Annotated in this window: 26 protein-coding genes; 17 read left to right on the plus strand and 9 right to left on the minus strand. The window is 63.3% G+C overall.

The window, feature by feature from the left end:
* Positions 1-7 precede the first annotated feature (7 nt).
* Entirely contained in the window at positions 8-907 is a 900-nt protein-coding gene (locus tag HU766_RS15360; protein ID WP_186658377.1) for a bestrophin family protein, read from the minus strand.
* A 20-nt stretch (positions 908-927) separates the two neighbouring features.
* Positions 928-1,932: a GTP 3',8-cyclase MoaA gene (moaA, locus tag HU766_RS15365; RefSeq protein ID WP_186658379.1), complete on the minus strand. Its 1,005-nt coding sequence runs from the start codon at positions 1,930-1,932 to the stop codon at positions 928-930.
* A gap of 218 nt (positions 1,933-2,150) precedes the next feature.
* Between moaA and HU766_RS15370 the strand changes: the two genes are divergently transcribed.
* Entirely contained in the window at positions 2,151-4,481 is a 2,331-nt protein-coding gene (locus HU766_RS15370) for an FdhF/YdeP family oxidoreductase (protein WP_186658388.1), read from the plus strand.
* 31 nt (positions 4,482-4,512) lie between these two features.
* On the opposite strand, the gene HU766_RS15375 is transcribed toward HU766_RS15370, so the two are convergent.
* Positions 4,513-4,974 (minus strand): Lrp/AsnC family transcriptional regulator, encoded by a 462-nt coding sequence (locus HU766_RS15375; protein ID WP_186658392.1) that lies wholly within the window; start codon positions 4,972-4,974, stop codon positions 4,513-4,515.
* 128 nt (positions 4,975-5,102) lie between these two features.
* On the opposite strand from HU766_RS15375, the gene HU766_RS15380 reads away from it, so the two are divergent.
* Complete coding sequence (locus HU766_RS15380; protein WP_186658414.1) at positions 5,103-6,287, plus strand: aminotransferase class I/II-fold pyridoxal phosphate-dependent enzyme; 1,185 nt, start codon at positions 5,103-5,105, stop codon at positions 6,285-6,287.
* Between the two features lie 68 nt (positions 6,288-6,355).
* Here HU766_RS15380 and HU766_RS15385 read toward each other — a convergent pair whose 3' ends face one another.
* Entirely contained in the window at positions 6,356-6,592 is a 237-nt protein-coding gene (locus HU766_RS15385) for a YdcH family protein (protein WP_186658421.1), read from the minus strand.
* A 296-nt stretch (positions 6,593-6,888) separates the two neighbouring features.
* On the opposite strand from HU766_RS15385, the gene HU766_RS15390 reads away from it, so the two are divergent.
* From HU766_RS15390 to HU766_RS15405, 4 genes are all read left to right on the plus strand, one after another.
* Complete coding sequence (locus HU766_RS15390) at positions 6,889-8,526, plus strand: phosphoethanolamine--lipid A transferase (protein WP_186658424.1); 1,638 nt, start codon at positions 6,889-6,891, stop codon at positions 8,524-8,526.
* Between the two features lie 108 nt (positions 8,527-8,634).
* The gene (rnd, locus tag HU766_RS15395; protein WP_033699775.1) at positions 8,635-9,768 is read left to right on the plus strand and encodes a ribonuclease D; all 1,134 of its coding nucleotides are present in this window, start codon (positions 8,635-8,637) and stop codon (positions 9,766-9,768) included.
* On the plus strand, positions 9,765-10,058 hold the full coding sequence (locus HU766_RS15400; protein WP_033699773.1) for a YcgL domain-containing protein: 294 nt from the start codon (positions 9,765-9,767) through the stop codon (positions 10,056-10,058). The genes rnd and HU766_RS15400 overlap by 4 nt, the downstream gene beginning before the upstream one ends.
* 79 nt (positions 10,059-10,137) lie before the next feature.
* Positions 10,138-11,070: a D-2-hydroxyacid dehydrogenase gene (locus tag HU766_RS15405; RefSeq protein ID WP_033699772.1), complete on the plus strand. Its 933-nt coding sequence runs from the start codon at positions 10,138-10,140 to the stop codon at positions 11,068-11,070.
* Between the two features lie 125 nt (positions 11,071-11,195).
* Here HU766_RS15405 and HU766_RS15410 read toward each other — a convergent pair whose 3' ends face one another.
* Entirely contained in the window at positions 11,196-11,789 is a 594-nt protein-coding gene (locus HU766_RS15410) for a nitroreductase family protein (RefSeq protein WP_047583231.1), read from the minus strand.
* Between the two features lie 145 nt (positions 11,790-11,934).
* Between HU766_RS15410 and HU766_RS15415 the strand changes: the two genes are divergently transcribed.
* Both HU766_RS15415 and HU766_RS15420 read left to right on the plus strand, forming a co-directional pair.
* Positions 11,935-12,384, plus strand: coding sequence for a YcgN family cysteine cluster protein (locus HU766_RS15415; RefSeq protein ID WP_033700206.1), 450 nt, complete (start codon positions 11,935-11,937; stop codon positions 12,382-12,384).
* A gap of 41 nt (positions 12,385-12,425) precedes the next feature.
* Entirely contained in the window at positions 12,426-13,640 is a 1,215-nt protein-coding gene (locus HU766_RS15420; protein WP_186658427.1) for a hypothetical protein, read from the plus strand.
* Positions 13,641-13,690: 50 nt separating this feature from the next.
* Here the strand turns inward: HU766_RS15420 and HU766_RS15425 are convergent, their stop codons facing one another.
* Positions 13,691-14,032 carry a DUF2892 domain-containing protein gene (locus tag HU766_RS15425; protein WP_033699769.1) on the minus strand — a complete coding sequence of 114 codons (342 nt, stop codon included), beginning with the start codon at positions 14,030-14,032 and terminating at the stop codon, positions 13,691-13,693.
* Positions 14,033-14,370: 338 nt separating this feature from the next.
* On the opposite strand from HU766_RS15425, the gene HU766_RS15430 reads away from it, so the two are divergent.
* From HU766_RS15430 to HU766_RS15450, 5 genes are all read left to right on the plus strand, one after another.
* Positions 14,371-15,099, plus strand: coding sequence for a GntR family transcriptional regulator (locus HU766_RS15430; RefSeq protein WP_186658443.1), 729 nt, complete (start codon positions 14,371-14,373; stop codon positions 15,097-15,099).
* A gap of 61 nt (positions 15,100-15,160) precedes the next feature.
* The gene (locus HU766_RS15435; RefSeq protein ID WP_186658445.1) at positions 15,161-16,480 is read left to right on the plus strand and encodes an FAD-binding oxidoreductase; all 1,320 of its coding nucleotides are present in this window, start codon (positions 15,161-15,163) and stop codon (positions 16,478-16,480) included.
* Positions 16,481-16,663: 183 nt separating this feature from the next.
* Entirely contained in the window at positions 16,664-17,992 is a 1,329-nt protein-coding gene (locus HU766_RS15440; RefSeq protein WP_186658447.1) for an MFS transporter, read from the plus strand.
* 74 nt (positions 17,993-18,066) lie between these two features.
* Positions 18,067-18,969 carry a dihydrodipicolinate synthase family protein gene (locus HU766_RS15445; RefSeq protein ID WP_186658450.1) on the plus strand — a complete coding sequence of 301 codons (903 nt, stop codon included), beginning with the start codon at positions 18,067-18,069 and terminating at the stop codon, positions 18,967-18,969.
* A gap of 2 nt (positions 18,970-18,971) precedes the next feature.
* Entirely contained in the window at positions 18,972-20,462 is a 1,491-nt protein-coding gene (locus HU766_RS15450) for an aldehyde dehydrogenase (RefSeq protein WP_186658453.1), read from the plus strand.
* A gap of 111 nt (positions 20,463-20,573) precedes the next feature.
* Here HU766_RS15450 and HU766_RS15455 read toward each other — a convergent pair whose 3' ends face one another.
* Both HU766_RS15455 and HU766_RS15460 read right to left on the minus strand, forming a co-directional pair.
* Positions 20,574-21,044 carry an RNA methyltransferase gene (locus HU766_RS15455; RefSeq protein ID WP_033699757.1) on the minus strand — a complete coding sequence of 157 codons (471 nt, stop codon included), beginning with the start codon at positions 21,042-21,044 and terminating at the stop codon, positions 20,574-20,576.
* A gap of 71 nt (positions 21,045-21,115) precedes the next feature.
* Positions 21,116-21,487 carry a YajD family HNH nuclease gene (locus HU766_RS15460; RefSeq protein WP_027594605.1) on the minus strand — a complete coding sequence of 124 codons (372 nt, stop codon included), beginning with the start codon at positions 21,485-21,487 and terminating at the stop codon, positions 21,116-21,118.
* Positions 21,488-21,619: 132 nt separating this feature from the next.
* Here HU766_RS15460 and HU766_RS15465 point away from each other — a divergent pair, with 132 nt between their 5' ends.
* Complete coding sequence (locus HU766_RS15465; RefSeq protein WP_186658456.1) at positions 21,620-21,898, plus strand: hypothetical protein; 279 nt, start codon at positions 21,620-21,622, stop codon at positions 21,896-21,898.
* A 37-nt stretch (positions 21,899-21,935) separates the two neighbouring features.
* Here HU766_RS15465 and HU766_RS15470 read toward each other — a convergent pair whose 3' ends face one another.
* The gene (locus tag HU766_RS15470) at positions 21,936-23,978 is read right to left on the minus strand and encodes a S9 family peptidase (protein WP_186658458.1); all 2,043 of its coding nucleotides are present in this window, start codon (positions 23,976-23,978) and stop codon (positions 21,936-21,938) included.
* 111 nt (positions 23,979-24,089) lie between these two features.
* Here HU766_RS15470 and HU766_RS15475 point away from each other — a divergent pair, with 111 nt between their 5' ends.
* The 3 genes from HU766_RS15475 to HU766_RS15485 are packed head-to-tail and all read left to right on the plus strand — an operon-like array spanning position 24,090 to position 25,903.
* Positions 24,090-24,584 carry an MFS transporter gene (locus HU766_RS15475; protein WP_186658460.1) on the plus strand — a complete coding sequence of 165 codons (495 nt, stop codon included), beginning with the start codon at positions 24,090-24,092 and terminating at the stop codon, positions 24,582-24,584.
* A 14-nt stretch (positions 24,585-24,598) separates the two neighbouring features.
* Positions 24,599-25,372: a class II glutamine amidotransferase gene (locus HU766_RS15480; protein ID WP_033699748.1), complete on the plus strand. Its 774-nt coding sequence runs from the start codon at positions 24,599-24,601 to the stop codon at positions 25,370-25,372.
* Positions 25,373-25,381: 9 nt separating this feature from the next.
* Positions 25,382-25,903, plus strand: a complete 522-nt coding sequence (locus HU766_RS15485) for a DUF2937 family protein (protein WP_186658463.1) — start codon at positions 25,382-25,384, stop codon at positions 25,901-25,903.
* Positions 25,904-25,960 lie beyond the last annotated feature (57 nt).

Genomic DNA, 25,960 nt, shown 5'->3' on the forward strand with positions numbered 1-25,960 from the left:
AAAACCCTCAGCTCAATACATACCCCACCGGCTCCAAAGCCGGTGGCAGTGGCGTTACCCCCAACCCCGCCAGCACATCGCGCTCCACGGTACGCACCAGCGCATCGGTGGGCAGGTCGTTTTCATCCCGCCCGAACGGGTCTTCCAGCTCATTGCCAATCGCATCCAGCCCGAAAAACGTGTACCCGACGATGGTGGTGAACAAGGGCGCCAGCCAGCCCAGCGGTTCGGCCAAGGCGAACGGCAGCAGCAGGCAGAAGATGTAGATGGTGCGATGCAGCAACAGGGTGTAGGGGAACGGCAGCGGCGTGCCCTTGATGCGTTCGCAGGTGGCCTGTACTTCCGACAGGCCCACCAGGCGCTGCTCCAGCACGCTGTAGCGCCAATTGCTGATCTGTTGTTGCTCGGCCAGCCGCGAACAGTGCCCGCCAATCTCGCTCAGGATGCTGTTGCACATATTGTGCGGGCTGATTGCAGCCGGGCTGGCCAGCCAAGGTCGGGCAGCGGCCAGGTCATCCTCGTTGCGCAGCCGGGCATTGAGCGCATGGGCAAAGCCGCACAGGTTGCGCAGCAGCTCGGCACGCAGCGCCGGGTCGGCGATCACCACACTCTCGCGCACGAATGAACGGGTCTCGATGATCAGCTTGCCCCAGGCCTTGCGGCCCTCCCACCAGCGGTCGTAGCAGGCGTTGTTGCGAAAGCTCATGAAAATCGACAGCGACAGGCCGAGCAAGGTGAACGGCGTGGCGCTGACCGGGTAGAAGAACGCCGGGAAATGCCGCTCGACCAGCACGATCAGCGCGGCCAGCACGGTGACCATCAGGCAGCGCAGGGCAATGCGCTTGACGATCGAACCCTTGAGGGTGAACAGCACGCGCAGCACATCGGGGCGGGGGTGGACGATCATGGAAATCCAGAGGCAGCCAATCAGCCGCCGGTCATGTTCATGAAGCGCAGAATCTGCACCTCACCGCCCACTTCGAAGTGATGGCGGTAGGGCTTGAGGTGCAGCGAGTCGCGGATGGCTTTTTCCAGCCGCGCGGCATCGCCAGGGTGGGCACGCAGGACCTGTTTCAGGTCCACCGAATGCTCGTTGCCCAGGCACAGCAGCAGGCGGCCTTCGACGGTCAGGCGCACGCGGTTGCAGGTGGCGCAGAAGTTGTGGCTGTGCGGCGAAATGAAGCCCACCCGGGTGTGTGCCGCTTCGGCCAGGCGCCAGTAACGGGCCGGGCCTTGGGACGACTCGGTGGACTCGATCAGGGTGAACTGCTCGGCCAGGCGGTCACGCACCTGGTCGCTGGAGTAGAACGACTCACCGCGCTGGTGTTCGCTGATTTCACCCAGGGGCATTTCTTCGATGAAGGTGATGTCCAGCTCGCGGTCGATGGCAAAGCGCACCAGGTCGACCAGCTCGTCATCGTTGCGGCCTTTGAGCACCACGCAGTTGAGTTTGGTCTTTTCAAAGCCTGCCTTGCGTGCGGCGTCGATGCCGGCGATGACCTGGTTGAGGTCGCCGGTGCGGGTCAGCTGCTTGAAGCGCCCGGCGTGCAGGCTGTCGAGGCTGATGTTCAGGCGCGATACGCCGGCGTCGAACAGCGGCTGGGCCAGGCGCCCGAGCTGCGAGCCGTTGCTGGTCAGGCACAGTTCGCGCAGGCCGGGCAGGGCGGCGATGCGCCCACACAGCTCGACGATGCCCTGGCGTACCAGCGGCTCGCCCCCGGTCAGGCGGATTTTGCGGGTGCCCAGGGCGACGAAACGCTCGGCCACCTGGAACAGTTCTTCGAGGCTGAGGATCTGCTGGCGTGGCAGAAACTGCATGTCTTCGGCCATGCAGTAGACGCAGCGGAAGTCGCAGCGGTCGGTGACCGACATACGCAGGTAGTCGATTTTCCGGTTGAAGCCGTCGATCAGGGCCCGGCTGTTCTGTTCCACGATTGTGCTCGAATGGGTTGGACTCATCTCCAAGCTATAACCTGGGTGCACCCCCGTCAAATTGCTTTCCCCGACCGAATGATCAATATGCTCTATCACGGCTGCTGGGCCAGCCCCCATGATCGAAACGGCTTATCACGCCGTAAGATCTTTCGATTGGACGCTCCCACCCCACGCTCAATAGTCTGGAAAAAACACCGAGCGTGAGGATTCACCGCATGAGCCAGGACGAACACATCAGGGACTACAAAGGCGCCGCCGCCGGCTGGGGTGCGCTCAAGAGCGTGACCAAAAGCTGGCTGGGCAGCGAAAACGCCTTCAAGAACCTGCGGGCCATGCTCAAGACCAACCAGAACGGCGGCTTCGACTGCCCAGGCTGCGCCTGGGGCGAGTCGCCGGAAAACGACATGGTCAAGTTCTGCGAGAACGGCGCCAAGGCGGTCAACTGGGAGGCTACCGGCCGCTCGGTAGACCCGGCATTCTTCGCCAAATACAGCGTCAGCGCGCTGGCCGAGCAGACCGACTACTGGCTCGAATTCCAAGGCCGCCTGACCCACCCGATGCGCTACGACGCGGCCACCGACCACTACGTCGAAACCTCCTGGGAAGACGCCTTCGCCCTGGTCGCCCAGCACCTGCAGGCACTGGACTCGCCCGATCAGGCCGAGTTCTACACCTCGGGGCGGGCCAGCAACGAAGCGGCGTTCCTGTACCAGCTGTTCGTCCGCGCCTACGGCACCAACAACTTCCCCGACTGCTCGAACATGTGCCACGAGGCCAGCGGGGTGGGCATGTCGGAAACCCTCGGCGTGGGCAAGGGCACGGTGGTGTTCCATGACCTGGAGCTGGCCGACGCGATCTTCGTCATCGGCCAGAACCCCGGCACCAACCACCCGCGCATGCTCGAACCGCTGCGCGAGGCGGTCAAGCGGGGCGCCCAGGTGGTCTGCTTCAACCCGCTGAAAGAGCGTGGCCTGGAACGGTTCCAGCACCCGCAGCACCCATTCGAGATGCTCAGCAACGGCTCCGAGCCGACCAACACCGCTTACTTCCGCCCGGCCCTGGGCGGCGACATGGCGGCCATGCGCGGCATCGCCAAGTACCTGCTGCAGTGGGAGCGCGAGGCCCAGGCCAAGGGTGAGCCGGCCGTGTTCGACCATGCCTTCATCGCCGAGCACACCAGTGGCGTCGATGCCTACCTGGCGGCGGTGGATGCCACCGCCTGGGCGCATATCGTCGAGCAGTCGGGGCTGACCCAGGCCGAGATCGAGTTGGCCGCGCGCATGTACCGCAAGGCCGAACGGGTCATCATGTGCTGGGCCATGGGCATCACCCAGCACCGCCATTCGGTGGCCACCGTGCAGGAAATCGTCAACCTGCAGCTGCTGCGCGGCAACGTGGGCAAACCGGGTGCCGGCCTGTCGCCGGTGCGTGGCCATAGCAACGTGCAGGGCGACCGCACCATGGGCATCGACGAGAAGCCCAAGGCCGGCTTGCTCGACGCCCTGGAAAAACGCTTCCAGTTCCGTGTGCCACGTGCCCACGGGCATAACGCGGTGCTGGCGATCAAAGCCATGGAAGAAGGGCAGGCCAAGGTCTTCATCGCCCTGGGCGGCAACTTCGCCCAGGCCACGCCGGACACCCCGCGCACTCATGCGGCCCTGCGCAATTGCGCACTGACCGTGCAGATTTCCACCAAGCTCAACCGCTCGCACCTGGTCACCGGCCGCGATGCGCTGATTCTGCCGTGCCTGGGCCGTACCGAAATCGACCTGCAGGCCAGCGGGCCGCAGGGTGTCACCGTGGAGGACACCTTCAGCATGGTGCACATCTCCCACGGCCAGTTGCGGCCACGTTCGCCGCACCTGCGTTCGGAGCCGGCGATCGTTGCCGGCATGGCCCAGGCGACCTTGGGCAAGAAGCCGATCGACTGGGAATACGCCATTGCCGACTACGGCCGCATCCGCAGCATGATCGCTGACGTGATCCCGGGTTTTGCCGACTTCAATGCGCGCCTGCAGCACCCGGGTGGGTTCCACCTGGGCAACAACGCGGCGGATCGCAACTGGCGCACCGCGACCGGCAAGGCGCGTTTCAGTGCCAGCCAGTTGCCGGAGCAACTGGTCAATGCCCAGGTGCTGGCCCGTGGCGACAAACCGGACCTGATCCTGCAGACCTTGCGTTCGCACGACCAGTACAACACCACGCTGTATGGCCTGGACGACCGCTACCGCGGGGTGTTCGGCCTGCGCGAGGTGGTCTTCGTCAATGAGGCCGACATTCGCCGCCTGGGCTTTGAGCCCGGCGAGCATGTTGACCTCGTATCGCTGTGGGAGGATGGTCGCGAGCGGCGGGTGTCGGGGTTCCGCCTGGTGGCGTATGACGTGCCCGAGGGGCAGGCGGCGGCCTATTACCCGGAGACCAATCCGTTGGTGCCGCTGGAGAGTTATGGCGAGGGGACGTATACGCCGACGTCGAAGTTTGTGGCCATCAAGCTAGAGAAGGCCAAGGCCGGGAACCGGATCGAGGCGGTGTTGGCGGCGGATTGATCGGTGGCCTGGAAGGGCCTCCAGCATCGCGTCAGGGGCGGTGCACGGGGTACGCCGTGGTGTACTTCATCTGCTCCATGGCAAAACTCGAGGTGATGTTGGAAAGCCCATCCGTGCGGGTGATCAGCTTCTTGTAGAACCGGTCATAGGCGGCGATATCACCCACCACCACCCGCAGCATGTAGTCCCAGTCCCCGGACATGCGGTAGAACTCCATCACCTCTTCGAAACGGGCCACGGTGGCGGCGAATTGCTCCAGCCAGGCGCTGTCGTGGCGCTGGGTCTTGAGCTGGACGAACACGGTCAGGCCCAGCCCCAGGCGCGTGGGGTCGAGCAACGCGACACGGCCGACGATGTAGCCGTCTTCTTCCAGGCGCTTGACCCGCTTCCAGCAGGGCGTGGTCGACAGGTTGACCGCCTCGGCCAGGTCCTTGAGGGAAACCGACGCGTCGCGTTGGAGCAGGGTGAGGATGTGCTGGTCGAAACTGTCCATATCGATAGAAGGCTGGCTGTAGAAAATTCTTCTCCAGATTACGCCAGAATGCAGGAAATTGATCCCCCTAGCTGCGCGCCCTTGCCGAGCGCGGCGGTTGTGCGATAGTTGCAGGCTCTATTCAGTCAATGGACCGGATCATGTCCGACAAGCCGCGTAATTTCGCCACCCGCACCATCCACGCCGGCGAACAGCATAGCGTTGCCGACAACGCGATCTTCCCGCCCATCTATACCGCCAGTTCCTACATCAAGCGCAGCCTCGACGATAACCCCGAGTATGCCTACAGCCGTGTCGGCAACCCGACCCGGCATGCCTACGAGAGCTGTGTGGCGGCGCTGGAAGAAGGCGTTGGCGCGGTGGCTTGTGCCTCTGGCGTGAACGCCACCGCGACGGTGCTCGAACTGTTGCCCAAGGATGCCCACGTGGTGGTGATGAACGGTGTCTATGGCGGCACCTTCCGTATCCTGGAGGACTACCGCAGCCATACGTCGGGGCTGACCACCACCTACGTCGACCTCAACGACCTGCAGGCCGTGGCAGCGGCGATACGCCCGCAAACCCAGCTGATCTGGATCGAATCACCGACCAACCCGCTGCTGCACCTGGTCGATATCAAGGCGGTCTGCGACCTGGCCCGCGCGCGCGGTATCCTCACCTGCATCGACAACACCTTCTGCTCGCCCTGGAACCAGCGGCCGATCACCCTGGGCGTGGACTTGGTGATGCACTCGGCAAGTAAATACATCGGCGGCCACTCCGACCTCACCGGCGGTGTGGTGGTAGCGGCCAATGACGCACTGCTGGCGCGTTTGCGCAAGATCAGCATGGCGGTCGGGGCCATCCAGGGGCCGTTCGACTGCTACCTGGCGCTGCGCGGCCTGAAGACCCTGGATGTGCGCATGGAGCGCCAGTGCGCCAATGCCCTGCAGGTGGCGCGTTTTCTCGAAAGCCACCCACAAATCGAACAGGTCTATTACCCGGGGCTTGAAAGCCACCCGCAGCATGACCTGTGCAAGCGCCAGATGCGCGCGGGCGGGGCCGTGGTGGCAATGAAGGTCAAGGGCGGCGACCGGGCCGCGCTCAATCGCCTGGTAGAGGCCTTGCAGATCTTTGTGCTGGCCGACTCGCTGGGCGGGGTGGAGAGCATGATCAACCACTCCTGGAGCATGTCGCACAACTCGCTGAGCCCGGAGCAGAAAGGCGAGATGGGGATCGGTGAGAACCTGCTGCGGTTGTCGGTGGGGATCGAAGACTACCGCGACCTGATCGAGGACCTGGACTGCGCGCTGCGGGCGTCGGCAACGGTGTGAGGGTTGCCGGCCTGGTTCGCGGGTTTGCCTGCGAACAGGCCGGCGCATTCAAATTCAGGTTGTGTGGGTCAGGCTTTGGGCGGATGAACAATGCGTTCGATCTTGTCCTTGATCAACAGCCGCTCCTTGCGCAAACGGGTGACGGTGTCATCGGTGCTGGCGTTGCCCTCGGCGGCCAGCACTTCCTTGTCCTTGGCGTTGTACTCCTTGTGCAGTTTGTGCAGGTCATGGTCCTTGTCAATGCGCGCCTGGAAGTCGTCGGCAGTGATGTTCAGGTCAGCGAGCAGATCGTGCGGAACGGGCATTTCTTCACCTCTCTTGGGGGTTGGCGAATGGTCCTGACTTTTGAGGATAGTCGCCTTTGCGCCGTTGGGGGGCTGGGGTAGGCTGTCGCATCCCCCCGTAGCCGTACGCCAAGCTTCGCCTGCTGGCTGAATGGCGGCTGAATGAACTTCATTTAATGTGATAAAGATGCCCGCTCACTGTTTTGTTGGCGTCTTTTTCACGAAATATTGAGGGTGCGCTTTCTAGAGTTCAGCCAACGTTCCCCCGGTGCCGCACAGGCCCACGGGCTGATACTCACTCTTGATTGCGAACCCTGATGCTCAACGTTAAATCCCTGCGGACTGAATGGGTCACGCTGCTGGCCAGCCTGTACCTGCTGATCGGCTTCAATGTCGTTCTCTGGCAACACCTGGAACAGGTGGTTCCGCCAGGGCTGCCGGGGCTTTGGCTGAGCCTGGCGTTTGCCGTGCTGATGCTGTTCGCGTTTAACTTGATCTTGACCTTGTTTGCCTTCCGGTATGTGTTGAAACCGGTGCTGATCCTCTTGTTCATGAGTGGTGCAGGTGTCGCTTACTTCATGAATCAGTACGGTGTACTTATAGATGCCGGTATGTTCCGTAATATCGCCGAAACCAATGTCACGGAAGTGCGCGACTTGCTCTCGCTGAAGTTTGCTTTGTATATCCTGGGGTTGGGTGTTTTGCCTTCGGTGCTTTTGTGGAAGGCGCCGATTGCCTACCGCGCCTGGCACCGCGAACTGCTGGGCAAGCTGGTGGTAAGCGGCGCCTGCGTGGTGGCCTTGGGGTCGGTGGCGCTGGTCAACTATCAGGGGTTGTCTTCGCTGTTTCGCAATCACCACGAACTGCGGCTGATGCTGACGCCCAGTAATATCGTGGGTGCCTCCATGGGTTATGTCAGTGAACGTGTGGGCACGGCCGCCCGGCCATTCCAGCCTTACGGTGAAGATGCCCGGCGCGATGCAGCCTGGCAGCAGCACGCCCGCAAGTCGTTGACCGTGCTGGTGGTGGGTGAGAGCGCGCGTGCAGAAAACTTTGGTGTGCTCGGCTATGCCCGCGACACCACGCCAAACCTTGCCAAGGAGCAGGGCCTGCTGGCGTTTTCCGATGTGCATTCGTGCGGTACCGAGACGGCAGTGTCGGTGCCGTGCATGTTCTCGGGCATGGGCCGCAAGGAATACGACGCGCGCGTCGCCAAGAACCGTGAAGGGCTGCTCGACATCCTCCAGCGCGCAGGCCTGGCCGTGCAGTGGCGCGACAACCAATCGGGCTGCAAGGGGACCTGTGATCGGGTGCAGTTCATCGATGTCAGCAACCTCACCGACCCGGCCTTGTGTGCCAATGGCGAATGCCATGACGAGATTCTGTTGCAGGGCTTGGCCGAGCTGCTCGACAACCTCGACAAGGACACCGTGCTGGTGCTGCACCAGATGGGCAGCCATGGCCCTGAGTACTTCAAGCGTTACCCGGCGCAAACCGAGCGGTTCACTCCGGTGTGCCACAGCAATGCCCTGAACCAGTGCAGCCAGCAGGAGATCGTCAACGGCTACGACAACACCCTGGCCTACACCGACAAGGTGCTGGCCATGTTGATCGATACCCTGCGCAGCAAGCAGGACAAGGTCGATACCGCCATGATCTACCTGTCCGACCATGGCGAATCGCTGGGCGAATACAACCTGTTCCTGCATGGCACCCCCTACATGCTGGCGCCTGAGCAACAGAAACACGTGCCGTTGCTGACCTGGTTTTCGGACAGCTACCGCGAAGATTTCGGCCTGGACACCGCCTGCCTGGCCAAGCTCAGCGACGCGCCGCTGTCCCAGGACAACCTGTTCCACTCGATGCTTGGCCTGTTGCAGGTGCGCACCGAGGTCTACCAGCAGTCGCTGGACATGTTCGCCAGCTGCCGGCCTTGGTTGGCAGCCAAGCGTTGACTGCCAATGGCCTGCATACCACCGTTTATCTATTCCAGGGATGGCGCAGGTTTCACCCGCAGTGCCCGCGCCGTATATACTGCGCGCCAATGTTAGTGGGAGAGCCTCGTGGCCATCGAAATACACTGGATCCGTGACGACCAGACCCTGGCCGAACTCTGCCGAAGCTGGCGCGAACTGCCCTTCGTAGCGCTCGACACCGAATTCATGCGGGTAGACACCTTCTACCCCAAGGCGGGGCTTATCCAGATCGGCGACGGCCAACGCGCCTTTCTGATCGACCCGCTGCTGATCAAGGACTGGCAGCCCCTGGCCGAGTTGCTGGAAGACAGCGGCGTGGTCAAGGTGCTGCACGCCTGCAGCGAAGACCTCGAAGTGTTGCTGCGCCTGACCGGCAAGCTGCCACAGCCGCTGTTCGACACGCAGTTGGCCGCCGGCTACCTGAACCTGGGCTTCTCCATGGGTTATTCGCGCCTGGTCCAGGAAGTGCTGGGGCTCGAGCTGCCCAAGGGTGAAACCCGCTCCGACTGGTTGCAGCGCCCGCTTTCCGAAACCCAGATCAGCTACGCCGCCGAGGATGCCGTGCACCTGGCCGAGCTGTTCACCGCCCTGCGCCCGCGCCTGTCCGACGACAAGTACGCCTGGGTGCTGGAGGATGGCGCCGAGCTGGTTGCCCAACTGCGCCGCGAGGTCGAACCCGAGAGCTTGTACCGCGACGTCAAGCTGGCCTGGAAGCTTGCGCCCCAGCAGTTGGCGGTGTTGCGCGAGCTGTGTGCCTGGCGCGAGCGCGAGGCACGCCACCGCGACGTGCCGCGCAATCGCATCCTCAAGGAGCACTCGCTGTGGCCGATGGCCAAGTCCCAGCCGTCCAACCTGTCGGCGCTTGCCAAGATCGACGAGATGCACCCGCGTACCATCCGTCAGGACGGTGAGTTCCTCGTTCAGCTGATCAAGCGGGCTGCCAGCCTGCCTGCCGAGCAGTGGCCGCAGGTCCTGCCCGAGCCCTTGCCGATCGAGGCTGCCGGTATCCTCAAGCAGCTGCGCGCGATCGGCCAGGCCGAAGGCGAGCGCCTGGGCATAGCCCCCGAGCTGATGCTGCGCAAGAAAACCCTGGAAGCCCTGCTCAAGAGCGGCTACCCCAACGGCCCCTATCAACTGCCCGATTCGCTGCGCGGCTGGCGCCGTGAGCGTATGGGCCAGGCCCTGCTGGACAACCTGGCAGGTGCCGGAGAAACCCGATGAAACGTATCTGCTCGATCTACAAGAGCCCCCGCAAGAACGAAATGTACCTGTATGTGCTCAAGGCCGAAGGCCTGGAGCGCGTGCCCGAGGCCCTGCTGCCGTTCTTCGGCGCCCCCGTGCATGCTTTCGACCTGGTGCTGACCCCCGAGCGCAAGCTGGCCCGCGAGGACATCGCCAAGGTGCTGGAAAACCTCGACAACCAGGGCTATCACCTGCAGATGCCGCCGGTCGAAGACGAGTACATCGAGCACCTGCCCGAAGAGCTGCTGCGTCGTAACGATCCGGTCTGACCCAGGCCAGGTTCCCCTCTTTCGCCAAGTGGCCCGCGCGTCGGGCCGCTTTGGTTGTCTGCCAAGGTTGTTTTCACGAATGCGCGTTCTGATTGCCGAACAGGATCATGCCCATTACGCCCAGTTGTTGGGCCAGGCGGCCCCTGACCTGGAAATCCTGACCAGCAGCGACTCTGCCGAACTGGCGCTGCAGGCGTCGCAGTGCCCGGTGTGGCTGGGTCAGCCCGACTTGCTGGCGAGCCTGCTGCGCCAGGGCCACAAGCCGGCCTGGATGCAGTCGACCTGGGCGGGCATTACCCCGCTGCTGGCCGACGGCTTGCCACGGGATTATCGCTTGACGCGTGCGGTGGGCATTTTTGGTCAGGTGATGGCGGAATACATGCTCACCTACATGCTTGGCCATGAACGCGAAGTGCTGCCGCGCCTGCTGAGCCAGGTGGAGCGGCGCTGGGACGACCGCCCGGGCGGCACGCTTGAGGGGCGCCAGGTGTTGATCGTCGGCACCGGCGATATTGGTCAGCGGGTAGCCGAGTTTCTCCAGCCGTTTGGGGTAACCCTGTACGGTATTGCCAGCAGCGCCCGTGAGCAGGCGCCGTTCGCCGAAGTGGCCGCGCTGGCGGACCTGCCGAGCAGGGTCGAGCGGGCCGATTACGTGATCAACCTGCTGCCGGACACGCCGGCTACCCATGATCTGTACGATGCGGCGCTGTTCCAGCGTTTCAAGCCCAGTGCGTTGTTCATCAATGCCGGGCGCGGGGTGGCGGTGGTCGATGGCGACCTGGTCGAAGCACTGAAGCAAGGCCACCTGGCGGGCGCGGTAATCGATGTGTGCCGCCAGGAGCCGCTGCCCCAGCGTCACCCGTTCTGGACCGCCTTGGGCTTGCTGCTGACCGGGCACAGCTCGGCGCCCACCTCGCCGGCGGCGATGGTGCGGCTGTTTGTCGAGAATGTGCGGGCATATGAGGCGGAGCAGGGCTTGCGCGGGGAAGTGGATTTCACCCGGGGTTACTGATGTGCAGTGGCTTTACTGGCCTCTTCGCGGGGCAAGCCCGCAGGTACTGAGCAGTTCTGCAACTTGCTCAGTGCCTGTGGGAGCGGGCTTGCCCCGCGAAGAGGCCAGTACAGCCAATAAAGCGCTTACAGGCTGAAATCACCCTCAGCCGCCAGCTCGCTCAGCGGCCGGCGTGGGCTTGGCACCTCACGCGCCTGCAGTGCCTCGGCCAGGGTCGCCTTGTCGCCCAGCTTGCCGATCGCGATCATGGCATGCAGCTCGTAACCTTCAGGCACTTTGAGTTCGGTACGCGCCAGTGCCTTGTCGAAACCGGCCATGCCGTGGGTGTGCCAGCCACTGATGCTGGCCTGCAGGGCCAGGTGCCCCCAGGCGGAACCGGTATCGAAGGTGTGCCACAGGGCCGGGCTCTCTTCCGCGGCGCCAGGCGCTGCGAAGGTGGTCTTGGAAATGATCAGCAGCAGCGCCGAAGCCTGTTGCGCCCAGCTGCGGTTGAAGGGCACCAGCAGGTTCAGGTAGCGCTCCCAGTTCGGCGTATCGCGACGGGCATAGAGGAAGCGCCAAGGCTGCGAGTTGTACGCCGACGGCGCCCAGCGCGCGGCTTCGAGGAAGCTCAGCAGGGTCTCTTCGCTGATCGGCTCGGCCGTGAAGGCGCGCGGCGACCAGCGGTTGATGAACTGCTCGTTGATCGCGTAATCGGCAATACGGGGTGTGGCGCTCATGGCTGCTCCTGCAAGAGGATGGGGAAAACCGCACGCTACTGCGTCCCGTCGTCACTGACAAGCGGTCTGGCTTTGCCGAAGGCCAGGCTCTAGACTGGCGCCGCCGCGCGCCGCCCATTAAAGATGAATGCAGGAAACCCGTGTGATGATCGCTGACAGCGCGCCGTTCTGGCGGCGCAAGACCCTCGAACAACTCAACCCGCAAGAGTGGGAATCGCTCTGCGACGGTTGCGGTTTGTGCTGCCTGCAAAAGCTTGAGGACGAGGACGACAACAGCATCTATTACACGCGCATCGCCTGCAAACTGCTGGACCTGAACACCTGCCAGTGCAGCGATTACCCCAACCGCTTTGCCCAGGTGCCCGACTGCATCCAGCTCACCCCGGGCAAGGCCGACCAGTTCAAGTGGCTGCCAAGCACCTGCGGTTACCGCCTGGTCAGCGAAGGCAAGGACTTGCCGGACTGGCACCACCTGATCTGCGGCGATCGCCAGCAGGTCCATGAACAGCGCATTTCCCAGTCAGGGCGTATGCTCAGTGAGCATGATGTCGACGAGGACGATTGGGAAGACCATCTGATTTTTCGCGCCAGCTGACCGGCGCGTCCCGTCGCCTCTGGGAAACAAGGAGTTTCTGTATGCGTTGCCCGCTGTTGCTGCTGTTAAGCCTGGTGGCCTGTTCGCCGGCCTGGGCGAAGAAAGTCGACCTGGATTATCACGTGCGTCTGTTGCCCGCCAATGGCCAGGCTGAAGTGCGCCTGACCCTGGCTGAGGGCAGCAGTGTGCGCAGCCTGGATTTCGACCTGGGCAAGGGCGGCACCTACAGCGGCTTTCAGGCCGACGGCCAATGGCAGGAGGTAGACCAGGGCGCGCGCGGGGTGTGGCACCCGGCGCCGGGCAAGACCAGCCTCAGCTACCGCGTGCAGCTGGACCAGCAGCTGCGCAGCGGCGCCTACTCGTCGCGCATCACGCCTCATTGGGCGTTGTTCCTCGGTGACCAGTTGGTGCCGCCTGCGCACCTCGACCAGCAGGACGGTACCGAGCTGGTGGCGCGCCTGTGGTTCGACCTGCCCGAAGGCTGGAAGAGCATCGAAACGTCCTGGCCGCGTGTCGGCAAGGACAAGTTTCGCATCGACAACGTTTCACGCCTGTTCGACCGCCCCACCGGCTGGATGCTAGCCGGTGACCTGGGCAGCCGCCGTGCACGCCTGGGCGAAACCGAAGTCACCGTTGCCGCGCCGGTCGGGCAGGGCATGCGGCGCATGGACAGCCTGACCTTGCTGACCTTTGTCTGGCCGCAGTTGCAGGTGGTGTTCCCCCGTAACCCGCCGAAGTTGCTGCTGGTCGGTGCCCGTGACGGCATGTGGCGCGGCGCGATGGCGGCGCAGGGGTCGCTGTATCTGCACAGTGCCCGGCCGATGATCAGCGAGAATGGCAGCAGCCCGTTGTTGCGCGAACTGGTGCAACTGTTTGCACAGATCCATGGGCGTGATGGCAATGACTGGCTTGTCGAGAGCCTGACCGACTACTACGCCAGCGAATTGCTACGCAGGGCGGGTGGGGTAAGCGATGACCGCTACCAGGCCTGGCAGGCGCGCTTGAGCAAGCAAGGCGCCAAGGTCACGCAGCTCAAGGGCGAGCAGGCCAGCCCGGCTCAGGTTGCCCGTGGGGTGATACTGTTGCAGGCACTGGACAAGGAGATCCGCATCCACACCCAGGCCAAGCGTTCGCTGGATGATGTGGCGCGGGCGCTGATGCGTTTGCCGAGCGTAAGCACCGAAGAGTTCGTGCAGATCAGCGAGAGCGTACTGGGGCGCCGGTCCGAGGTGTTGCAGAGCAAGGCGTTGCGCTAAAGACCTCTGTAGCCTGTGCCCGCGAACCGGCTGGCACAGGCCAAGTAACATCAAAGGCCGGTCAACGGATCCTTCCCTGTCACCGTCACCCCGCGCGTAGCTGCCTTGGCGCTCGCCTTCAATGCCTGCAACTGTTCCGCGCTGCGTTCGATGTCCGAGCGCAACCGGTTGTATTCCTGACGGTGCCGTTGCCACCAGGCCTTGGTCGAGCAGTGCCCGCTGACCCCACGCGCCACCGCCAGGCCGCCCACTACCATCTGCAGCAGGCCGACCAGGCCGCCATGGCGCAGCCCCTTGCTGAACATCAGCGCCCCGCCAGCAAGCGAGCCGACCCTTTCCAGGCCCTGAACATTGTGCTCCGGCGACGCCGCAGCGGTATGGATATCGAGCATGGCAAGCCCTCCGTGTGAAGTGTAAGTAGCTGACCGCAGGCTGCTTGCAGCCGTTCATTCGTGTTGCTCAACGGCATGCGGGATGAGTGCGCAAAGTGGAAGGGGAGAGGTCGCAAATAATCGGCAATGTGTCCGGTCTGGATAACTTTTTGTCCGGTTTGGAAATGCAGCGCCAACGGTGTTTAATCTCACCCCAGGTAACCCCTCAAGCCCTTTGAATCAGGGGCTTTGAGAGATTCAACCGCTCATCGAAAATGCTGTAGACACATTGTCTAACAGTGCCCTATAGTCGTTATACAAATAGTAGACACAGCGCCATGACAACAAAGAAGGCCGCCATGAAAGCCACCGTTCAAGCCATCAGTGCGCCCGCAGGCGCTGAAGCGCCGCAGGACCGCAAGGCCGTCCTCGCCGAAGCGCTGCGCCGCCGGATCCTCAGCATGGAACTGGCCCCAGGGGCTGTGGTGGACGAGCTGGCGCTGTGTGACGAGTTCGGCCTGTCGCGCCCACCGGTGCGTGAACTGCTGCGCCAGATTGCGGCTGAAGGCTATATCGAGCTCGAAGCCAACCGTGCGCCACGGGTTGCCGCGATGAACCATGATTCGCTGCACAGCTTCTTCGTCGCCGCGCCGCTCATCTATATCGCCACCACCCAGTTGGCCGCCACCAACGCCAGCGCAGCGGAAATCGAGGCGCTCAAGGCTATCCAGGTGCTGTTTCGCCAGGCCATCGAGGCGCGTGATGTGGAAAACCGGGTGGTCTACAACGATGCCTTCCACCTGGAAATCGGCAAGATGGCGCACAACGACTACCTGATGCCGAGCCTGCGCCGCCTGCTTATCGACCATGCCCGCCTGGGCAAGATTTTCTATCGCCACCCGACCACCGATGACATGCAGCAGGACCTTGAAGTCGCCTGCGATCAGCATGACCAGATGATCCACGCCATCGAACACCGCGACCCTGCGCGCGCCGGGCAACTGGTGCGTGAGCACTTCGAGCTGTCGCGCCGGCGCATGGCCGAATACGCAGCGCCGCAAGGGCTGGATGTACCCATTCAGCTATGAGATTCCCAGGTCTCGCCGCTGGCGCTGACCGCTCGTCAACAGCAAGATCCAGGTTAGTGACATGACAAGAATAAGTTCGTTACCTGCCGATGATGCCACCTGTGGTTGGTATCACTTGAGCAAGCCCCGTAAGCCCCGGCCGGCCCACAGTGGCCACAGCCAGGCGCGTTGGGTGGTGGTCGGTGCTGGTTTCACCGGCCTGGCTGCTGCACGCCAGCTGGCAACGAACTTCCCGGACGACGAAATCGTGTTGGTCGAGGCCCAGGAAGTCGGTTTCGGCACCTCCGGGCGCAACGCCGGTTTTGCCATCGACTTGCCCCATGACATTGGTGCCGAGGATTACATCGGCGACATCGATTTCGCCAAGACGGTGCTCAAGCTCAACCTGGGCGGCCAGTCCTATCTCAAAGCGCTGATCGAACGCTACGGCATCGACTGCCAGTTCCGTCACTGCGGCAAATACCAGGCGGCCGTCGAAGATCGCGGCATCGCGGTGCTGGATGCTTATCGCCGTGGCCTGGACAAACTGGGCCAGCCGTATGAAGTGATTGAAGGCCGCGACATGCCGGAGCATATCGGCACCAACTTCTACCGCAAGGGCCTGTTTACCCCCGGCACTGCCTTGCTGCAGCCCTCGGCGCTGGTCAAAGGCCTGGCCGACAGCCTGCCGAGCAACGTCTCGTTGTATGAAAACACCCCGATTACCGACGTCGAATATGGTGCGAAGGTGGTACTGCGTCATGCCAACGGCTCGATCACGGCCGACAAGCTGGTGCTCACCACCAACGCCTTCGGCATGAGTTTCGGCTTTCTCAAGGGCCGCATGCTGCCTGTCTTCACCTATGGCAGCATCACCCGCCCGTTGACCGATGAGGAACAGGCGCGCCTGGGGGGCAAGCCCTACTGGGGCGTGATCCCGGCCGACCCGTTCGGCACCACGATGCGGCGCACCGTCGACAATCGCCTGCTGATCCGCAACAGTTTCAGCTACAACCCGGACGGGCGCAGCAACCGCAAGTACCTGGAACGCTTTGTCCAGCGTCACCGCGAGTCGTTTGCCCGGCGCTTCCCGATGCTGCCCGAGGTGAACTTCGAATACACCTGGGGCGGTGCCCTGGCGTTGTCGCGCAATCACATGGGGTTCTTCGGCCAGTTGGCGCCCAACGTAGTAGGTGCCCTGTGCTGCAATGGCTTGGGCGTTACCCGTGGCACCGTCACCGGCGCATTGCTGGCCGACTGGCTGGCCGGCGACAAAAACGAACTGATCGAGTTTCTGCTCAATGCCCCCGGGCCTTGCGCAAACCCACCGCAGCCCTTGGTATCCCTGGGCTTGAACGCAAACTTGATGTGGGGGCAACTGCGCGCTGGCAAAGAAAGCTGATCCTTATCTGAGTTAGGCCATTGAACATTTAACGCCGGGTGTGAGTTAGCCGGCACGGGCGCGCTTTGCCCGAATTTGATGATCGAGATGCGCTGTCCGGTCACCCGGGGCTGAACCGTGTTTCAGTTTCGCGGCCGCGCTCGCCTTGAATATGTGCATGCAGATGAAGTGGTAGGAACAATAATGACAAGTCCGAATATTTCGATTGAAGATGTACCGATCAACCGCTTCCACCAGTTGCTGACCCTGCGCTCGGGTGGCGGATCGTTCGTCGATGGCTATGTGTTGAGCATCATTGGCGTGGCCATGGTGCAAATGTCTGCAGGCCTTGGCCTGAACAGCTTCTGGCAGGGCATGATCGCCGCCTCGGCGCTGATCGGCATTTTCTTCGGCGGCTTCTTCGGCGGTTGGTTGACTGACCGCTTTGGCCGCAAGCGGGTGTTCTTCGTCGGCCCGACCCTGTTCATCCTGGCCTCGCTTGCGCAATTCTGGGTGGAGTCGGCGCTGGTGTTGTTCCTGCTGCGGTTTGCCATCGGCATCGCAGTGGGCATCGAGTACCCGGTGGCCACTTCGCTGCTGGTGGAGTTCTTGCCGAAGAAGAACCGCGGCCCTCGCCTGGCTACCTTGACCGTGCTGTGGTTCGCCGGTGCCGCTACCGCCTACATGGTCGGTGAAGCGCTGCTGCGCAACGGAGGCGAGGATGCCTGGCGCCTGGTGCTGGCCAGTGCGGCGGTGATCGGCGCGCTGCTGTTCGTCATTCGCCTGGGCACCCCGGAGTCGCCGCGCTGGTTGATCAGCAAAGGCCGTTCGTCCGAGGCCGAGCAGGTGATCAAGCGCGTCTATGGCGAGGGCTTCTCGCTGTGCAACCTGCCGGAAGAGCCCAAGGCCCGCAAGCTGTCGTTCTTCAGCCTGCTGCACTCCGGCTACGGCAAACGCATGCTGTTCGTCACCATGTTCTGGACCTGCTCGGTGATCCCGGTGTTCGCCGTGTACGCCTTCGCCCCGAAAGTGCTGGGTGCACTGAACCTGAAGGGTGACTGGGCATCGATCGGTTCGGTCGCCATCACCTGCCTGTTCGTGGTCGGTTGCATCGTCGGCACCCGCTTGCTGAACACCATTGGCCGGCGCACCACGCTGCTGCACAGCTTCTTCTGGTCGGGGCTGGCCCTGCTGGGCCTGGCGGCGTTCAGCAACGGCAACGAGATGCTCATCCTGGTGCTGTTCGGGGCCTATGCATTGTTCATTGGCGGTGCCCAGGTACTGCAGCTGGTCTACCCCAACGAGCTGTTCCCTACCGAAATCCGCGCTGGCGCCGTTGGCGTGGGCACCTCCATGTCGCGGATCGGTGCTGCGGTCGGCACCTGGCTGGTCCCCATCGCCCTCGACAACTATGGCATCGGCGCAACCATGTATGCCGCTGCCGCCGTCACCTTTGTCGGCCTGGGCTTCTCCGTCGCCCTCGCCCCGGAAACCCGTTCGCTGAACCTGCAGCAAGCAGCTTCGCTGACCTGAACCCATGACTACCGGCCGCAGCGTCGCACCGCTGCGGCCTCTACAACACTGATCAACGCACTGGAGAACCTACCGTGAAATTCGAAGGCATCTACACCCCGGCAATCACTCCGCTGGCTGCGGACGGCTCGATCGACAAGGCGGCGTTCGCCGAAGTGCTCGATTACCTGGTCGAATCGAAAATCCACGGCGTGATCATCGGTGGCTCCACCGGCGAGTACTACGCCCACACCGCGCAAGAGCGCATCGAACTGGCCGCCCAGGCCAAGGACGTGCTCAACGGCCGCCTGCCGCTGATCATCGGCACCGGCGCGATCCGCACCGAAGACTCGGTGGCGTTCGCCAAGCACGCCAAGGAAATCAAAGCCGATGCGCTGCTGGTGGGCACCCCGCCGTACGCGCTGCCGACCCAGCAGGAAATCGCCCTGCACGTCAAAGCGGTCGACGCTGCCGCCGGCCTGCCGATCATGCTCTACAACTACCCAGGCCGCATGAGCGTGAGCATGGGCGAAGCGTTCTTCGATGCGGTCGCCGAGGAGAAAAACATCGTCGCCATCAAGGAAAGCTCCGGCGACATGGCCCAACTGCACCGCCTGGCCATCCAGCGCCCGAATATCCAGCTGTCGTGCGGCTGGGACGACCAGGCCCTGGAGTTCTTCGCCTGGGGCGCCCAAAGCTGGGTGTGCGCCGGCTCCAACTTCATCCCGCGGGAGCACGTGGCCCTGTTCGAGGCCTGCGTGGTCGAGAAAGACTTCGACAAAGGCCGCCGCATCATGAGCGCCATGATGCCGCTGATGGACTTCCTGGAAGGTGGCAAGTTCGTCCAGTCGATCAAGTACGGCGTGGCCCTGAACGGCCTGAGCACCGGTGGCGTGCGCAAGCCGCTGTCCGAGCTGGACGCTGCCGAGAAGCAGGCACTCGAGCGCGTGGTCACTGAACTCAAGCGCAACATCGCCCAGATCACCGGAGGTGCCTGAAAATGGCTGAATTACTGAGCAAGGCACAGTACGCGGCCATCGCCGCCGACCTGCAACTGCGTACCCAGGCGTTCATCGACGGTGAATTCCGCGATGCTGTCTCGGGCCGCACCTTCGTCACCACCAACCCAGCCACCGGCAAGCAACTGGCCGAAGTCGCCGCCTGCGACGTGCAGGATGTCGATGTTGCCGTGGCAGCAGCCAAGCGCGTGTTCGAAGACGGTTCGTGGTCCAAGCTGCAACCGGGTGAGCGCAAGCACATCCTGCTGAAGTTCGCCCAGTTGCTGGAAGACCACAGCCATGAGCTGGCGGTACTGGAAGCGCTAGACAGCGGCAAGCCGGTCAGTGAATGCCAGAACGTCGACGTACCGGAAACCATCCACACCATCCGCTGGCACGCCGAGCTGATCGACAAGATCTACGACAGCACCGCCCCGACCGGCAACGCTGCCGTGACCATGGTGGTGCGTGAAGCCATCGGTGTGGTCGGCCTGGTGCTGCCCTGGAACTTCCCGCTGCTGATGCTGGCCTGGAAGATCGCCCCGTCGCTGGCCGCCGGGTGCTCGATCGTGGTCAAGCCGGCCAAGGAAACCACCCTCAGCGCCCTGCGCGTGGCAGAGCTGGCCCACCAGGCCGGTGTACCGGCAGGTGTGTTCAACCTGGTGCCTGGCGGTGGCCGTGAAGTGGGCGAAGCCATCGGCCGCCACATGGACATCCCGATGGTCAGCTTCACAGGCTCCACCGACACCGGCCGCCTGTTCCTGAAATACGCCGCCGAGTCCAACCTCAAGCGTATCGTCCTGGAGCTGGGGGGCAAGAACCCGGCCGTGGTCATGAATGACTGCGAGGACCTGGACGAAGTGGCCCAGTTCGTCACCGCCGGTGCGTTCTGGAACATGGGCGAGAATTGCTCGGCCTCTTCGCGCCTGATCGTGCACAAGGACGTCAAGGACGAACTGCTGACCCTGATTGGCAAGCACTTGAAGGACTGGAAGCTGGGCGACCCGCTCGACCCGGAAAACCGCCTGGGCGCGATGGTCAGCAAATCGCACTTCGAGAAGGTGAAGTCTTATCTGGAATATGCCGCCGAGCAGAACCTCAACGTGGTGCAGGGCGGTGAGACCGAGCAGGGCGTGTTCGTGCAGCCGACCATCGTCGACGGGGTTACGCCTGATAACCGGTTGTTCGTCGAGGAAATCTTCGGCCCAGTGTTGAGCGTAACGTCGTTCGAGACCATTGACGAAGCGATCGAGCTGGCCAACGACACTATCTACGGCCTGGCCGCTTCGGCCTACACCGGCAGCCTGCGCAATGCCTTGCGCCTGTCGCGGGAAATCCGCGCGGGGGTGGTGACGGTGAACTGCTTTGGCGAGGGCGATGCGTCGACGCCGTTCGGTGGCTACAAAGAGTCCGGCTTTGGTGGGCGTGACAAGTCCATCTGGGCCCATGACCAGTACACGGAGTTGAAGACCATCTGGATCAACGCTGCGTGAGCTGACTGCAGGACGGTGCTGTTCTGACGGAGCTCAGCACCTGGCCGCTTCTGGTTTTGTCTGTGCCGGCCTCTTCGCGGGGCCGGCATGAGCACCATCAGAAGTGGCTTTTTATTTGAACTTGGGCCCGGAACGGGTATTCAAGCCTTTGGCCAACCGGTCATACAGCACCACATTCACCGTCGCCGCCAGGTTCATGCAACCTTCGGTCGGGATGTAGATGGTTTCTTCACACCACGCTCGCACGCTGGCATCGAGGCTGCCGTCTTCCGGCCCGAAGATGTAGATGGCGCGATCCGGGTGGGTGTATTCGGGCAGCGGCCGTGCGCCTTCGACCAGCTCCACTGCCACAGGCGTGCAACCCAGCGGGATGATGCGCTGCAGGTCGTCGATGCCAATCAGGGGGATGTCGTAGTGCACACGCTTGGTGTCGGTGACGAAGTCGCGGGCGCGTTCATAGCGCTTGCCGGTGTAGAACACCGAATTGACGCCGTAGCAACCTGCTGCGCGCATCACCGAGCCGACGTTTTCTGCCGACTTGGGGTTGAACAGGCCGATGCAGCTGTATCGTTTGTTTGCCACGTACCGGGGCCCTTCGCGTAAAAAGCGCGATTATACGGGCTCGCCGGTAGCAGCGGGGGGCGAATCGATATTCAGTCTTTCTTCAGCAGACCCGCCAGCCCGGCAAACGGGTTGTGGGTGGCCTTGGCGATGCTCGGGGTGCTGGTCGAGCCTTCGCTGAAATACTGCTGGTCGGTATAGCGCGAGTGTTCGTTGTCGTGGCAGTACAGGCACAGCAACTCCCAGTTCGAACCGTCCTGCGGGTTGTTGTCGTGGTTGTGGTCACGGTGGTGCACCGTCAGCTCGCTCAGGCGCTTGCCGGCGAACTCGCGGGCGCAGCGGCCACACACATGCGGGTACATCTTCAGGGCCTTGTCACGGTAGCCCATTTCTTTGTCGCGCTTGGCATCGGCGAGGATGCGGTCGAGGCGCGCGGTGGCGGCGGAAGTAGAGGCCGAGCTCATGGTGTTTCCTTTGTTCTGATCAGGCAAATGACGGTTATGCCACTGAGTCTAGCGCGCTTGCAGGCCAGGCGGACAGGCGAAAGCTGTCATTTAGGCGTAGCCTGTAGAAAGGTTCCCGACAGGAGGTTGCTGATGTTGCATGCGATCCTCGCCGCGTTGTTGCTGGCTGGCTTGCCCATGGCCGAAGCGGCCAGCACGCCACCCAGGCTCAATACACCCGTGCCCGGTGCACCTGGCACGCCTACGCCCACGCCTTACCCGCAGATCACCCCAAGTTCGCCGCCCAAGGCATACGACAGCCAGCCTGGCGCGCCGCTGTTGCCACCGATGCCGGTGCCGGGGCCGCCTAAAGACCAGCCTTTGCCGGGGTTACGGCCAGAGCCGGCCAAAGTGCCGGTGGAGGAGGACTGAGGGTTTGTGAAAGGGGCGCAGAGCGCCCCAATATTGGTCAGTTCACACCCAGCTCGCCAAACACAAACGCATACTCCAGCGCCACATCCTTGAGCCCCTGGTACCGCCCACTCATGCCGCCATGCCCGGCGCCCATTTCGGTCTTGAGCAGCAGCCGGTTGTCATCGGTCTTGCGTGTGCGCAGGCGGGCCACCCACTTGGCCGCCTCCCAGTACTGCACGCGGCTGTCGTTGTAGCCAGCCACCACCAGCATGGCCGGGTAGGCCTGGGCCTTGACGTTCTCGTACGGGGCGTAGGCCTTGATGCGCTCATACACCTCAGGCTCCTGCGGGTTGCCCCATTCGTCGTACTCGGTGACGGTCAGCGGCAGGTCGGGGTCGAGCATGGTGTTGAGCACGTCGACGAAGGGCACTTCGGCGATCGCGCAGCGGAACAGCTCAGGGCGCAGGTTGAGCACCGCCCCCATCAGCAGCCCGCCGGCGCTACCACCACTGATCGCCAGGCGCTCGGGCGAGGTCACGCCTTCGGCGATCAGGTGCTCGGCACAGGCGATGAAGTCGGTGAAGCTGTTCTGCTTGTGTTCCTGTTTGCCGGCCCGGTACCAGGCCTCACCCAGTTCGCCGCCACCGCGCACATGGGCAATGGCGAAGGCCACGCCGCGCTGCAGCAGGCTCAGGCGCGCATGCGAGAACCACGGGTCGAGGCTTTCGCCATAGGCACCGTAACCATACAGGTACAGCGGCACGGTCTTGCCCAGGTCTTCGCGGCGACGCACCAGGCTGATCGGTACCTGGGTGCCGTCCTGGGCGGTGGCCCACAGGCGCTGGCTGACATAGTCGTCGGCATCGAACACACCCAGCACCGGGGTTTGCTTGAGCACCACCTGCGCACCGCTGGCCAGCTCCAGCTGGCGCACCTGGGCCGGGCGGTTGAGCGCTTCGTAACGCAGGCGCACGCGGCTGCTGGCGAATTCCAGGCTGTCTTGCACGTAAAGGCTGTAGGCCGCATCCGGCAATTCGACGCGATAGGCAGGCAGGCCCTGCGGGCGCACTTCGATGATCGGCAGGCCACCTTCGCGCAGGCTCAGGGTCAGCGCCCCCGCGTTGAGGCTCAGGCCTTCGAGCATGACCTTGTCGTTGTGCGGCACCAGCAGTTGCCAGCGATCACGGGTCGGGACCTGGTCGGCCTGGGCGTGGTAGAGGGCGAAGTTGATGCCGTCCTGGTTGCTGCGCACGAACCACTGCCACTGGCCATCGAGCTGGCCGTGGTCGGGGAAGTACTCATGGCCCTCCACCCGCGGCGCCAGGCAGGTGAACGGCAACTGCGGGGTTTGGGCATCGAGTACCCAGGCCTCGCTGGTGGTCTTGCTGTTGAGCAACAGCACCAGCTGGCGTTCGGAGCTTGTGCGGTAGCAATGCAGGAAGAAGCGGCCATCGGGCTCTTCGAACACGGTCGGCGCGTCGCTGCCGCCCAAGGTGTGACGGCGCAGGCGCCAGGGGCGGTGGGTGTCGTCGAGTTCGGCGAAAAACAGCGTCTGGCTGTCGTTGGCCCAGGTCAGGCTGCCGTCGCAGTCCTCGAAGGGCAGGGCGGTGACACGGTCGTTGCCCAGGTCCTTGACGTACAGGGTGTAGACCTCATCGCCGCTGGTGTCGAGGCTGTAGGCCAGCAGGCGATGGTCGGGGCTGACGTTGAAGGCACCCAGCGACAGGAAGCCGCCGTTGGCCAGGGCATTGGGGTCGAGCAGCAGTTGCTCGCGGCTTTCATCCACCGTGTTGGAGTCGTCGGCCGGGCGCGGGCAGCGGTAATGGCGTGGGTACTCGTCGCCGGCGGTGGTGCGGGTGTAGTACAGGTACGGGCCCCAGGGCGAGGGCAGCGACAGGTCGGTCTCGAGGATGCGGCCCTTGATTTCCTCGAACAGTTGTTCGCGCAATGGCGCCTGATGGGCCAGGCAGGCCTCCTGGTAGCTGTTTTCGGCCTGCAGGTAGTCGAGCACCTCGGGGGTGTCACGCTGCTGCAGCCAGGCATACGGGTCACTGGACTGGTCTGCGCGGGCAATGGGGGGCTGGGGCTGGGTGGGCATCTGCATTCTCTTGGCTGGGAGGTCGGCGCGGGCCTCCGAACAGCGGAGGGGCGCCTGCGCCCTGAAAAGTGTTTATCATAGGCAACTCTTTGCCTGGCTTGCACGAACACCATGACCGAGAACGACTATACCCTCGCCTGGGGCCTGTACGCCCTTGCCGCCCTGGGCTGCCTGCTGGTGGGCTTAAAGCTCACCGGATGGATGTGGCGCTGGCTGCGCGAACCGCTGCGGGTGATCCTGGCGGTGCTGCTGCTGACCCCGACCGTCGTCGACCCGGTCAAGGACAGCTTTGCCCCGGCGATTGCCATCACCGCCCTAGACGTTGCCTTCAAGGTGGGCAACAACGCCTGGCGCGCGGTTTCCGACTTTGCCATGTACGGCATGATCGCCTTTGCCCTCTACCTGCTCTTCGTGCTGTTGCGCTGGCCGCTGGAAAAGCGCGCCCGTGAGCGTCGCGAGCAAGCCGAGGCAGCGGCCAAGCGCCAGGCCGTCGAGGATGCCGACGTCACGGCCCAGGCCCCCTTGTCGGCCGAACGCCGCGACCGTTACCGCAACGATCCCCCTGCCGCACCTGCTGGCGGCGGCCGGGTCGAGCCTCGTCTGTAACCGGAGACACGCGCATGTGCGAATTGCTGGGCATGAGTGCCAACGTCCCCACCGACATCGTTTTCAGTTTCACCGGCCTGATGCAGCGCGGAGGCCGCACCGGCCCGCACCGTGATGGCTGGGGCATCGGCTTCTATGAGGGGCGCGGCCTGCGCCTGTTCCAGGACCCGGCGGCGAGCAGCGAGTCGGAAGTGGCCAACCTGGTGCAGCGTTACCCGATCAAGAGCGAAGTGGTCATCGGCCATATCCGCCAGGCCAATGTCGGCAGGGTATGCCTGTCCAACACCCACCCGTTCGTGCGCGAAATGTGGGGCCGCAACTGGTGCTTTGCGCATAACGGCCAATTGGGTGAGTTCAAGGGTGAAGCCACCTTCTACCGGCCTGTGGGTGACACCGACAGCGAAGCGGCCTTCTGCGACCTGCTCAACCGCATTCGTGCAGCGTTCCCAGAGCCGGTCGCCGTGGAACAGCTGCTGCCGGTGCTGGTCGAAGCCTGTGCCGGCTACCGTGGCAAGGGCGTGTTCAACTGCATGCTCAGCGATGGCGACTGGCTGTTCTGCTTCTGCTCGACCAAGTTGGTGCACATCACCCGTCGCGCACCCTTTGGCGCTGCAAGGTTGAAGGATGTCGACCTGATCGTCGATTTTCACACCGAAACGACCCCCAATGACGTGGTCACGGTGATTGCCACCGAGGCCCTGACCGAGAACGAGACCTGGCAGCGTTACGCGCCGGGTCAATGGGCACTGTGGCGGCACGGAGAGTGCGTTGCGCAAGGCCAGAGCTAAGGACGCTGCATGTTCAGAAGTTACCTGCGGTTGTTGCTGTTCACGTTCGGCCTGCTGGCCGGTATCCAGGTTCCGGGGCTGATCAACGACTACAGCCAGCGGGTCGAAGCGCACCTGTTCGAGTCGCGCCAGGCGCTTGATGGCTTCAAGCAGACTGCCGAACGCTTCTTCAATGGCGACCTGCAGGCATTGCTGCGGCATTACCGCAGCAGTGACGACCCGGTGTTCAACAGTGATGCCAACAGCATCGAAAGCCTGATGATCCGCAATGAACTGCTGGAAAACGAATGGCAGGCGTTGCAGGGTTCGTGGGCCAGCCGCACCTGGCATGTGCTGGTGCAGCCCGACCCGCAAATGCGTGAAGAAACGCTGAAGGGCTTCAGCTACCAGATACTGCTGGTGCCGGAAGCGATTGGCTGGGGCATTGGTGCCGGGTTTGTGCTGGCCTTCGTGGTCGAGAGCCTGTTGCTTGCCATTGGCTGGGTAATCATGGGCGGGCGGCGCAGGGTGGTGAAGGAAAGCTGGCGCTGAGGTTGCACCCGGCTCTGGCGGTTGCTTGGGGCCTCATGGACACAGCATAACCAATGG

The organism is Pseudomonas sp. SWRI77 (assembly GCF_014269105.1).
GTDB lineage: Bacteria > Pseudomonadota > Gammaproteobacteria > Pseudomonadales > Pseudomonadaceae > Aquipseudomonas > Aquipseudomonas capeferrum.

What these genes read in the sequence shown, in the direction of transcription:
- HU766_RS15360 (WP_186658377.1), bottom strand. Translation starts at nt 907, where the DNA reads ATGATCGTCCACCCCCGCCCCGATGTGCTGCGCGTGCTGTTCACCCTC.
- HU766_RS15370 (WP_186658388.1), top strand. Translation starts at nt 2,151, where the DNA reads ATGAGCCAGGACGAACACATCAGGGACTACAAAGGCGCCGCCGCCGGC.
- HU766_RS15375 (WP_186658392.1), bottom strand. Translation starts at nt 4,974, where the DNA reads ATGGACAGTTTCGACCAGCACATCCTCACCCTGCTCCAACGCGACGCG.
- HU766_RS15380 (WP_186658414.1), top strand. Translation starts at nt 5,103, where the DNA reads ATGGACCGGATCATGTCCGACAAGCCGCGTAATTTCGCCACCCGCACC.
- HU766_RS15385 (WP_186658421.1), bottom strand. Translation starts at nt 6,592, where the DNA reads ATGCCCGTTCCGCACGATCTGCTCGCTGACCTGAACATCACTGCCGAC.
- HU766_RS15390 (WP_186658424.1), top strand. Translation starts at nt 6,889, where the DNA reads ATGCTCAACGTTAAATCCCTGCGGACTGAATGGGTCACGCTGCTGGCC.
- HU766_RS15400 (WP_033699773.1), top strand. Translation starts at nt 9,765, where the DNA reads ATGAAACGTATCTGCTCGATCTACAAGAGCCCCCGCAAGAACGAAATG.
- HU766_RS15405 (WP_033699772.1), top strand. Translation starts at nt 10,138, where the DNA reads ATGCGCGTTCTGATTGCCGAACAGGATCATGCCCATTACGCCCAGTTG.
- HU766_RS15410 (WP_047583231.1), bottom strand. Translation starts at nt 11,789, where the DNA reads ATGAGCGCCACACCCCGTATTGCCGATTACGCGATCAACGAGCAGTTC.
- HU766_RS15415 (WP_033700206.1), top strand. Translation starts at nt 11,935, where the DNA reads ATGATCGCTGACAGCGCGCCGTTCTGGCGGCGCAAGACCCTCGAACAA.
- HU766_RS15420 (WP_186658427.1), top strand. Translation starts at nt 12,426, where the DNA reads ATGCGTTGCCCGCTGTTGCTGCTGTTAAGCCTGGTGGCCTGTTCGCCG.
- HU766_RS15425 (WP_033699769.1), bottom strand. Translation starts at nt 14,032, where the DNA reads ATGCTCGATATCCATACCGCTGCGGCGTCGCCGGAGCACAATGTTCAG.
- HU766_RS15430 (WP_186658443.1), top strand. Translation starts at nt 14,371, where the DNA reads ATGAAAGCCACCGTTCAAGCCATCAGTGCGCCCGCAGGCGCTGAAGCG.
- HU766_RS15435 (WP_186658445.1), top strand. Translation starts at nt 15,161, where the DNA reads ATGACAAGAATAAGTTCGTTACCTGCCGATGATGCCACCTGTGGTTGG.
- HU766_RS15440 (WP_186658447.1), top strand. Translation starts at nt 16,664, where the DNA reads ATGACAAGTCCGAATATTTCGATTGAAGATGTACCGATCAACCGCTTC.
- HU766_RS15450 (WP_186658453.1), top strand. Translation starts at nt 18,972, where the DNA reads ATGGCTGAATTACTGAGCAAGGCACAGTACGCGGCCATCGCCGCCGAC.
- HU766_RS15460 (WP_027594605.1), bottom strand. Translation starts at nt 21,487, where the DNA reads ATGAGCTCGGCCTCTACTTCCGCCGCCACCGCGCGCCTCGACCGCATC.
- HU766_RS15465 (WP_186658456.1), top strand. Translation starts at nt 21,620, where the DNA reads ATGTTGCATGCGATCCTCGCCGCGTTGTTGCTGGCTGGCTTGCCCATG.
- HU766_RS15470 (WP_186658458.1), bottom strand. Translation starts at nt 23,978, where the DNA reads ATGCCCACCCAGCCCCAGCCCCCCATTGCCCGCGCAGACCAGTCCAGT.
- HU766_RS15475 (WP_186658460.1), top strand. Translation starts at nt 24,090, where the DNA reads ATGACCGAGAACGACTATACCCTCGCCTGGGGCCTGTACGCCCTTGCC.
- HU766_RS15480 (WP_033699748.1), top strand. Translation starts at nt 24,599, where the DNA reads ATGTGCGAATTGCTGGGCATGAGTGCCAACGTCCCCACCGACATCGTT.
- HU766_RS15485 (WP_186658463.1), top strand. Translation starts at nt 25,382, where the DNA reads ATGTTCAGAAGTTACCTGCGGTTGTTGCTGTTCACGTTCGGCCTGCTG.